Here is an 11,243-nt window from a genome sequence, read left to right as displayed (position 1 = left end):
GCGCTTAGTGCGTAGAGGTAGAGGAGAGCAACTGTGCAAACTCAGGAGTGCCAGCAAACTTAGCAAACTCAAGGTTGCCTGACACCAGATGAGCGATCTTGCTGTCCATAGAGATCGCCTTCTTGAGGCTCGAGAGAGCCAGTGTAGAGTCGTTGGTGCGAGCACCTACAATAGCCTTGATCAAGAAGCTTGTGGCATCGGGCTGAGGTAGCGCATTGATCGTAGAGAGCGCACGACCATAGTCTGAGTTCAAGAGCTGTGCCACAGCAGCATTGTTGCTAATAGTCTTGCCATAGGCAGCTACAGCCTTAGCATACTGACCCTGCTTGAGGTACAGCAGACCCAGTGCAGGGGCAGCCTCGGGGACACTAGAGCCAGCACCGATGAGGGTTGCAGCCTGAGCTAGATCTCCCTTAGAGAGGGCGATCAGACCGAGGTTGATGTTGGAGTAAGGGTTGTTCTGTCTGTTCTTAGCAGCCTCGAAGTAAACCTGAGCCTGATCGAGGGCACCACGCTCGTAGAGTAGTGTCCCAATGTTGTTAAAGGCTCGATAATCCTTGGCATGTAGCTTACTGATGAGCTGGTAGACATTCTCCTGCTGCTCCTTGCCCTGAACGAGGGTTGCAGCATAGAGCATTTCTTCGAGGGTAAGCTCCTTGGGAGCCTTGTCGAGGAACTCCTTGATCTCCTGGTCGCTCTTACCCGTGATTTGGATGTTGGCGATCAGACGGGAGCGACGCAGCTTGGGCAGGATCTCATCAGCCAGCTGGCTAAAGGCAGCGGAGATATTGCGGATCTCACGCTCACGCTGCTCAGGGTCAGAGTACATTGAGAGGACACGCAGCACGAGCTCCTTGTCCTGTAGGTCGCTCTGCTCAACGAGCGTTTTGAAGCCCTCCCAGTCCTGGGCGGTGTAATGAGCATCAATAGCGATGTCGCTCATGCGCTGCTTGTTGAACTCCTTCTTCAGCATCTTGGTCGTATTGCGTTCACGCTGCTCTGAGAGCTTCTCGTTGAGCTTCTGACCTCCATCAGGAGAGGCATAGGCCTGCACCTCTACGCTTACAGTCTGGTTGTCAGCCTGCTTTGCCTGCTGTACCAGTCCCTTCCAATCCTGGACGTCATCCTTCTTGAGCTCAGAGCGGCGAATGTCTGCCTGCTGGATTTGGAAGAGAATGCTCGCATCATAAGACTCCTTGATGATACGCTGGAAGCTATCGGGAGCTAAGGCAACCTTGGCCACCTGAGCCGTTGCCAGCATCTCGGTAGCGATAACACCCTGAGCGATCTCTAGATCAGCAATGGGCTTATTCGAGCCTTTGAGGCCGAAGGTAAGCAATAGCTTGCTCTTGGCCATCTGAGGCACATAGGGAGCGGAGAAACTCAGCGTGGCATTAGCTCCGTGTGTATAAGAGACTACGGGGTCATTGCCATATACCTTCTCTCCCTGGAAGGTATAGCTTGCGCCCACCTTTTCCCCACCATTGTAGCGCAGCACAGGAGTGATGGTCAGGACAGCCTTCTTGGGGAACCATTTGGCTGGGAAGGTTACATGGATTTTAGCGGGCACTTGACCTGCTACCACCTCAAGCATCTGAGGCTCGACCTTAACGTTGTCTCCATGCAATGGACGCAACTTCTTCGAGCAGCTACCCAAAACGAATACTGTCGCTACAGCGAGCAGCAGGGTTGACAAAGTTTTCTTCATCGGTTACGTGTTATTGGATTAAGTGTTAATAATGTATTGTTCTCTAACTTATCTCAATGAGGATGTGGGGAGCTAAGTCGTCTGCTAGGATACCTGCCTCTGACCTAGGAAGCCTAGGAGCAGCCAAAGCAGGATGCCTAGGGCAAGCAAGCCCTGCGCCAGCCTGGAGACAAGCTCCGTCGTATGAATACTCTCGGGGTCGAAGACCATCTCGAGTCGATGCACTCCAGCGGGGACTTTGACTGCCCGTAGGAGGTAATTGGCTCGGTATATAGGAGCTGCTGCCCCATCTATATACAGCTGCCAGCCATCGGGGTAGTATACTTCGCTAAGCACAAGCAGCCTCTCTCGATCGGTATCTGTCTCGTAGACTGCTCGACCAGGCACATAGCTTTCAAGGCGAACTGAGGCCTTAGAGCCCAAGCCTTCGGCCACATGCAGAGCTTCGGGGAGAAGCTCTCCAAGAGCCGACCGCTCCATGATTGCTGTGCTCTTGAGGTTAGCCTTGCCCAATAGCTCCATTTCTTCGTACGCATCTTCAGCGACAATGATGTTGTCAGCGAACCATGCTGGCCCGAAAGCATCAGCATTGTGAGCTACTCGAGGGGCAGCTCCACGCTGCTGCGGGGGAAGGATGAGGTAACGGATATCCAGCATATTGAGGACATCGGGATTTGCGGGGCGTAAGGTATCGCCCAATCGGGAGAGCTGGTGCTCGATCAGATCTTGGTAGCGGCTGAGCTTAGCGGCATGATAGCCTCCAGCACTGCGGTGCATGTAACTGGTTGTAGCATCGTTGAAGGTGGAGACGCTAAGGTTCAAGACCCTATAGTGAGGGTCAGTGTCTTGAGCGATCTCGAGGTCTGCCGAGGTCGTCGGATGAGCCATTCGCTCGACCACAGCTCCATCGATGAAGTGCTCATCGTTCAGATAACGTTTGTCTACAAGCCAAAGATCACTCAAGGTAATTACGCCCAGGAGGGCAAAGAGCCATGAACGGGTGATACGCTCCCTATAGTATAGGTAGCACACGCCAATACTGAGCAGAAGCACAATGACCGAGCGGATCGCATCGCTACGGACGATGTCCGCACGCATCGTCTTGAGTGCCGCCAAGGCCTCTGAAACCCCTGGCTGTCCGACCATGAGGCGATAGATGCCCTGCTCCTGCTCACTGAGCAGAGAGAAAGTCGTCCCTGGCATCAAGGCGATCAAGAGGGCAACGCCTAGCGTGGCTACCCCTGCAAACGAAAGCACTACGGGACGACGTAGGAGAGCCTTGGGATCTCGGGCGAACTCGAGCAGGGCCAGCACGGCCAGTGCAGGGATTGTAAACTCTGCCACAACGAGGATTGAGGAGACGGTGCGAAATTTATTGTACAGCGGCACATAGTCGATGAATAGATCCGTGAGCCACATGAGGTTATGACCCCAGGAGAGTACAATAGAGAGGACGGTGCCAGCAAGCAGTGCCCACTTGATCGGCCCTCGAACGATGAAGCATCCGAGTAAGAAGAGCAATAGGACAAAAGCCCCCACATAGACAGGCCCTGAGGTAAAGGGCTGATCTCCCCAATAATGATTGAGAGGCTGGCCCAGCTGCTGAGCCCAAAATTGATTGAGTCTCTCTAGCTGTTGTCGCTCTAGAGGCTCGAGGGAGGCCAAGGCCTCTTGATTGCTCAGCAACGCCCCCGAAGCACCGCCAAAAGCATTGGGCACGAGTAGCGTCCAAGTCTCCGCCTTGCCGTAGCTCCACTGTGTAATGTAGTCCTTATCAAGGCCGCTAGATGGGGCTGCACTAGCCCCTTGGCTGAGGGCAGAGCCTCCACGCATAGTTTGCTGCGTGTACTGGTAGGTATGGTAGAGGTTCGAGCCATTGATCGCTAGGGCTATCGCCCCTGCTGCGAGCATGGTTGCGGTGGCGATGAGCCAACGCCTCAGCTGATGCTCTCGGAGGGCCTCAACGAGGTAGCCCACGGCGAAGAAGAGCATCAAGAAGCCAAAGTAATAGCTCATCTGTACGTGGTTGGACATGATCTGCCAGCTAGCAAAGAATGCAGCCACGACACCGCCCTTGAGCCACTGCCCTCGGTAGGCCCACACCAGGCCTGCAATAGTTGGAGGGATGAAAGCCAGGGTCATGAGCTTCCAAATATGACCCGCCTGTATGAGGATGATGAAGTAGCTCGAGAAAGTCCACATCACAGCCCCTAGCCACGCAGGCAAAGGCCGTACACGCAGAGCCCTCATGAAGATGAAGAAGCCTACCATCATGGCGAAGAGCAGCCAGCTGTATCCTGGGAGCAAGTTGAGCGGCCATTGTAGGGTCAAGAGATCCTGCACTTGTTTGAGTAGCCCAATGCTGGGATAGCTCGGCGAGATCTGATACATGGGCATCCCTCCGAAGAGACTATTAGTCCAGTAGGCTGTCTCTCCCGTCTGGGCATGGTGATCCCGTACGTCTTGGGCCGTACCGCTCGCTCCAGCGACATCATGCTGGAAGAGTTCACGCCCCTCGAAGACTGCTGGGGTGAAGTAGGCCAAGGCCAAGAAGGCCATCAGCGCAATAAACCCCACAGTTGGGAAGCTCGAAGAGAGGCGGGTTCGCCAGCTGGCCAATATATCTTTCAAGTGCACGCTATGAAGTGGTTTGACAAAGTGCTATACAGACAATTAATGCCCAAAAATAGTCCAAAAAGCTCAAAGGGACAAACCTCATCGTTGGCATATCGCCTCGGTGAGGAGGAGAGACTTGGGTAGAGCTCCATCTATTCGCTTTGGGGACTGTGCCCCGAGGGGGCGATAGGGGCTCGGATACGCTCTAGAGGGGAGCTCAGCCGAGCGGCCCAATAGATCCTCGATTGAGATCCAAATAGGCTCTCGATCGAGGCTCAGATAGGACTTCTCTCGAGCTCCTACTTAGATCTCATTGTCGATCCTATTTGAGTCTCTAGAGGGGGAGGGCTGTGATCCAAGAGGGATGCTTACCCACTGCCCCATGCAAACCCATTCTGACTAGCCTCAGTCCAGCCTTGCATCGATGATTAACATTTGTAGGATATTCCTTTACGAACTGAGGTATTGGGTCATCGAGGTTTAGCCATATTTTGGTTACATTTGGGGAATGAAACAAATAATGGATGAGATATGAAAATCTTCACACGACTTCTTTCCCTCGTGGGATTGTGCCTCCTACTGCTGCCCATGCAGCCCCTAGAGGCACAGCGGGCGAAGCAAGGCTCAGCCCAGCGTACAGAGCTCAAGACGGAGATAGACCAGGCCCAAAGGCTCAGTCAGCCCAAGAAGCTGGCCACTCTGTCCGCCCAGCTCGTGGAGCTCTCGATTCAAGAGCAGAGCTATCCCGATCTACTCATCGGGTTGCACCATCTGCGCTCTGCACATAGGGATCTCTACGGAGATCTCGATCGGCGTCCGATCTTCGAGCAGCTTGACCGAGCCCGTCGGCAGACTTGGCTCCGAGCAGAGGAGCGTAGCCTCTTGCTGGCCTATATCTACCATGTTTATCGCATACATGGATGGAATAGTTACGAAGACAGGCCACGTAGGCAAGAAACCGATGCCCTGGTCGATACTCTTGATCCCAGTCGATGGACTCAGCAGCAGTATGAGGAGCGAACCCAAGCCTTGGCACGCGAGGCCCTGGCCAACCTTACTCCTCTGAGCAGAAGAGTCCCCGAGGAGATCATCCCTCTAATGATCCAGCCCGAGCACCCATGGCGAGAGACCTATGCGGCACTCATCTTTCACACTCTTAGGAGTTTGGTCGGCGATAACAAGGAATATTGGAAGGAGCGTATCCGCACTTATGCCGAAGGGTTACCAATAGGTCGAGAGCGGATGATGGCCGAGTACGAGTATCTCTACTTCTCTTCGTCTCGTGGATGGAGAAGGGAGTTTAAGGCCGAGGAGTACAAGGCTTTCATTGACCGCTATGAGCGTCATTCGGAGATCCTCCACCTCCTGCCAACTTTGCTCCCCAATGCCCACAACTATAGCACCCGAGCTCAGGTGGAGCATATCGATCGCTTCCTCAAGCTCTACCCATCGTCTCGCCATGCTGCCTCGATCAGGCCGATCAAGAGCTTGAGGGAGGAGCTACTTCGTCCGAACCTCTCTGTCGATCTAGGGAGCAATGTGGTCGTGGGACGTAGAGAGCAGGTCGTGTGCTTCGAGCACCAGCACCTACAGGCGTGCCGCATATCGGTCTACCAAGCCCCCACGATAGCCCCGATCTTCATCCCCGAACGTAAGCAGATGAAGCTCGTTAAGACCTTCACCTATCAGCTTCGAGAGCATGAGCAGTGGGATCGCTCGATAGATACCCTCGTACTCAAAGACTCACAGCTACATCCTACCCTCGGTCAGTACTATATACAGATCACACCCATCCCCCATAAGCGTGCCACGAAGGGCGACTTCAAGGGCTGGGAGCATCGCTATCTCGACTATCAGCTCACGAACAAGTACCCTCTCTGGCACAAGCCCCATGCAGGCGAAGCCTCTTCCTTACAGTGGTTTGACGGTGTATCGGGAGAGCCCCTCTCGGGCGAGCGCATCCATTACTTCACCCCGGACTCGGTGCGCACGCTCCTGCAAGCCGACCAAGAGGGGATGATGACCTTGCCCAAGTCTGAGCGCAAGGGCTTGCGAGTGGCCGATCATCAAGGCTTCTTCGTGAGCCTGGATGCCTTTGACCCGCTTGCTTCCCAGCATGACAACTATGGGAATTATATGGATAGCCCTTTCGAGGGGGAGGTCTCAGCCTTTGTTACCTCCGATCGAGGGGCTTATCGCCCTGGCGATACGGTGCAGATCTATGGTTACCTCTTCAGGGAAGAGCCTCTCGTCGAGCGTAGTCGTGTATTGCCCCATGAGGAGCTTAGCCTAAGGCTCATTACCCCCTCGAGCCAAGAGCACTTCTCCGTCGATGTCGAGACGGATGCTCTGGGTCGCTTCACCTACAGCTTCGTAGCCCCAAAGGATCAACCTAGAGGGAGCTATGACTTGAGGGTCGTAAAGGCAGGCAAGAGGCTGCGTGAGGCCTCGTTCAGTATAGAAGAGTACAAAGCACCCACCTTTGAGCTACAGATCCCAGAGATCCCAGAGGTGCGACCCGAGAGAGGGGATACGATCCGAATAGAGGTACGTGCTGTAGACCTCACTGGTGCAAGGATCTCGGGCGTACGCCTGAGTGCCGAGGTTAATGTGAGCGAGGGGTATAGGTATTACCGAGCTGGGATTCATAGCCCCCGTGGGCATGCAAACTCCTTCGAGATCAAGGAGGTGGAGACTGACGAAGAGGGTCGTGCCCAGCTGAGCTTCGTTTTCGATCCGATAGAGCCCGAGGGCACAGATCAAATCAAATATCATTGGATCAGCTACTCCTTCGAGATCAAGGCTGTGAGCACCACGGGCGAAGCGCAAACGCAGGAGACCTATCTGACTCTCCCCGTGGGTAAGCCCAGTGCCGTAGAGATTGACCTCCCAGAGTATCTCGACGCCTCACTCCTCGAGCAACCCCTCAAAATCCGTGTGATGCAGCGACATCAAAAGCCCGACCCTCAGCCATTGGCCGTTCGCTATGAGATCTTAGGCCAAGGCAAGGTCGTCCATCAGGGGGGTGGTCAGACAGGCGAAGAGATCAATCTAGCCCCCCACACGGCCTCCTTGCCCTCAGGCAAGTATCAGATCTGTACTGAGGCTCAGATCTCCTCGGGTAAAGTGCTTAGAGACACGACAAACTTCGTCCTCTATCGCCCCACAGACGAACGCATGACTATCGACAACGAGGCCCTCTGGGTGAGGGCCGTGCGAGACTACTACGACGAGAAGCATCCGCCTCGCCTCCTCGTTGCCTCTAGCCTCCCTACGAGCTACATCAGCTATCGTGTCTCGGTCGATGGACGCACCCACAGCATGGGACACTTTCGCTCCGAGGCCAAGAAGCTCCATCACCTAGTCATAGACCTCAAGGGACGTAGCCAAAGCGTTGTCGTCGATGTCTATATGGTGCACAATGCCCGCCTATACAAGCGTCGCCTTGAATACGAGTATCGCCTGCCTAATAGGGAGCTTGAGCTACGCTGGCAGAGCTTTCGCAACCGAGTGCGTGCGGGTAGCCACGAGACCTGGAGCTTACAGATCTTGAAGGATGGCAAGCCCGTACGGGCAGCCCTGGCCGCATGGATGTTCGACAGTGCCTTGGACAAGGTTAATGGGCTGTACCTCGATAGATTTGCCCCCGTGCAGCGTCCTATTCGTGGTTCTTATGGGATCGATCATTTGTTTGAGGATCAGTTCTTCCCCAACTCCATAAGTACGCCCAGGAGCTATGAAAGCTACTGGGATGTGTACGGGGATTGGTACGATGGTTGCATTGATTATTCCTCGGGCGTAGGACAGCGTCGAAGCCTCGGTCGTATGATTGCCGTCGGATCTCTTGCTACGAGGTTTGCGGGTAGGGTTTCAGGAGTGATCGCTATGCAAGCCCCTAAGTCTCTTGAGAGTGAAGAGGAGGATGCCTCGATGGGCGTCCTTCACGAGCCCGAGATAGAGATAGACCGCTCAGCCCTCCCTGATGCTCTAAAGGAGCTGGGCAATAGCTCTCGGCCTGCCCCCTCGGGTAAGCAGCCCGTGGTGCGGCGCAACTTCTCCTCCTTAGCCTTCTTCCGCCCTCGGATGCAGAGTAATTCCTCGGGCGAAGTGTCTTGGTCTTTTGATCTGCCCGAGGCCCTAACCCGCTGGCGCGTCGAGCTCGTTGCGCATACGGAGGATCTTTCTGTGGGTCATCGAAGTGCCTATGTGGAGAGCTATAGAGAGTTGATGCTTAGACCCTTCCTGCCACGGCAGCTGCGTCAGGGAGACCATGCAAGCCTCTCGACTCAGCTGTACAACTCCTCAGACAAGGCCCAAAAGGGGAAGATCACCCTGGAGCTCTTCGACCTAAGGACGGAGCGCATCCTGCTGAGTGAGCAGAAATCCTTCTCCCTTGAGCCTCAGAAGGGGCAGGCCTATCACTTTAGCTTCGATACCCCCAAGGGCCTAGACTCCGTAGGGGTGCGCCTCATGGCCCGAGGGAAGAACTTCTCCGATGGAGAGCAGCATGCCCTAGCGATCTTGCCCGCCATAGAGGAGACCGCTCAAGGCCTTGCCTTTACTTTGCAAAAGGCCGAGCGGAGAACGATCTCCCTCGCAGAGCTCTATCCTACGGGAATTTTCAGGCCAGAGGCTGGCCGCTTCGATCTGCGCCTCGAGAGCAACCCACTCTTCATAGCTCTTGAGAGTCTGCCCTCGATCGTCCGAGAGCGTTCTACCAATGCGATCTCGCTGAGCGCAAACCTCTTCACTCAAGTATTCGCTCGACACATTGCCCTCACTCCTGGCTTGGAATCCTGGGCGCAAGAGCGAGCCAAGGCCCTGGGCCTCTCCCTAAGAGTTGGCCGAGACAGCCTGCTTCTGCTGCCAGGCAGTGAAGGACCATGGAGCGAAGATCTAAGAGAGGAGAGACGTCGGGCCTCAGAGCTCTTCACCTTCCTCGACTCTGCTAAGCGTGAAGGCCCCTTTATCGAGGCTGAGCTCGTCAAGCAACTTGCTGAACTGCAACAGCCCGATGGTAAGTGGTCTTGGTTCTCAGGCATGTCAGGGAATATCTATGTAACAAACGTGGTGATGCGTCAGCTGCTTAGGCTACGTCAGCTATTGCCCCCTGACAGACGTTCAAGTGGGCTTGAACAGATGATTTCCAAGGGTTGGGCTCCACTCGAGGCCTACGTCTCTGAAGTTATGTCTGAGGAGCAAGCCCAAGGGGCGAAGAGCCCCAATTACTTCTCCGGTCTAGTCCTTGACTACCTCTATCTACTCGAGCTAGCCCCCGAGGCTCGCAGGGAGAGCAATCAGAGCCTTGTCAAGTACCACACCGATCGCCTCCGGCAGATGGCCTTGCACCTGCCCCTCTACGACAAGCCCCGTGCAGCAATGGCCCTGCGCAGAGCTTATCCAGAGGTAGCCAAGCTCGTGCTGGAGTCTCTACGACAGCACCTCGTCGAGGATGAGGTCGGGGAGTTCTTCGCCAAATACTCCAGCACCTGGGGCTATTGGTGGATCAACCGCAACTACACCCTGATTACTGAGTTCATTGAGGCTCTACAGCTTATTGCCCCTGAGGATGAAGCGACCGTTATCTCCCTAAGGCAATGGCTGCTCAACCAGCGTCGCTCGGTGGGCTGGGAGAGTGAGGTTGCCTCTGTGGAGGCTCTCTATGCCCTGCTCAGTGGCTCGGGTGCAGAAGCCCTCAAGGAGATGAACAAGACCGAGCTAACCCTCGTCCTCTCAGACGGCTCTAGGCAAACGAAGCAGGGTGAGCGCATCGACCTCTCCCTCCGCCTGAAGCGAACTCAATACCCGGACAAGCTCGAGGTTCAGACGCAGCGTGATGGGCAGGTTTGGGGAGCTGTTGTCGCCCGATACCCTGTGCCTATCGATAGTCTACGAGCTTCGGGACGAGAACTTTCTATAGAGCGCCGCCTCTTCATCAAGACTGTGGAGGGGGGAGAGACTCGCCTTCGTCCGCTAGATCAAGGGCATGAGCTGCGTGTGGGGGACATTCTTCTCACCCAGATTTATATCAAGTTGGAGCGAGATATTGACTTCGTCTCTTTGAGCGATCCTCGTATAGGCTTTGCCGAGCCTACTCAACAGCTCTCTCACATGAGGGCTGAGGCTGGTACGCTCTACTACTATGAGCCGAAGGATAAACAAACGAATTTCTACTTCGAGCATTTGAATAGGGGCGAATATCGCCTGGAGTATGAGCAGCATGTTGTTCGCTCTGGGGTCTATCAGGCAGTCTCTGCCCAGGTGCAGTCTACCTACGCCCCCGAATATACGGCGACGACTGGCTTTGGTGGGCGAATAACTGTCCGAGAGCAGACTCAGTAGACGAGCCCTCTCCCTTCTAATGTCTGAGGGTGTGGTAGAGATCGAATTGCTCTGCCGCACCCTCTTCGTTTTTTTTTTCTCTATGGAGACTATTGCGCAATGCCAGGGTTATATCACCATGTTCTTTCCAATCGTTTTTTGCTGCTTGACGCTGTGTTTTTCAGTGGTGCTATCCTCTCCCCTCTACCCGACCTTGTGAGCAATGAGCCACAAGGTCGGGGGATTTTGTGCTTATTTGGCTGCTTGTGCTTGAAGGTGTCAAATAACCGTAAAATCNCCCGACCTTGTGAGCAATGAGCCACAAGGTCGGGGGATTTTGTGCTTATTTGGCTGCTTGTGCTTGAAGGTGTCAAATAACCGTAAAATCCCCATCCCTGAGGGATACTTCCCTTAGGGATGGGGATAGGGGTATAGTATTCAAGTCTCCCCAAGCGGCTCAAACACGCAAAAAACACCGAGAAAGATACAAGAAACTTTGAGCGGTGCATTGCGCAATAGCCTCTTATTGATCGGCTTGCTTACAGAACTCATCAACCATACAATATATTTCTACTAACTTTGTCTCATCCATTGGAGT

Annotated in this window: 3 protein-coding genes; 1 reads left to right on the top strand and 2 read right to left on the bottom strand. The window is 54.5% G+C overall.

What is annotated here, in order from left to right:
• Positions 1–4: 4 nt before the first annotated feature.
• Entirely contained in the window at positions 5–1,708 is a 1,704-nt protein-coding gene (locus HQ37_RS02005; protein ID WP_036879666.1) for a hypothetical protein, read from the bottom strand.
• Between the two features lie 84 nt (positions 1,709–1,792).
• Entirely contained in the window at positions 1,793–4,345 is a 2,553-nt protein-coding gene (locus tag HQ37_RS02000) for a YfhO family protein (protein ID WP_235264617.1), read from the bottom strand.
• Between the two features lie 510 nt (positions 4,346–4,855).
• Between HQ37_RS02000 and HQ37_RS01995 the strand changes: the two genes are divergently transcribed.
• Positions 4,856–10,666 (top strand): alpha-2-macroglobulin family protein, encoded by a 5,811-nt coding sequence (locus HQ37_RS01995; protein WP_036879663.1) that lies wholly within the window; start codon positions 4,856–4,858, stop codon positions 10,664–10,666.
• The last annotated feature ends 577 nt before the right edge of the window (positions 10,667–11,243 follow it).

Origin of the sequence: Porphyromonas sp. COT-239 OH1446, from assembly GCF_000768875.1 — a bacterium.
Taxonomy (GTDB): Bacteria; Bacteroidota; Bacteroidia; order Bacteroidales; family Porphyromonadaceae; genus Porphyromonas.
Note: the sequence above shows the minus strand (reverse complement) of the source record. Positions and strands in the feature narration are given on the sequence as shown.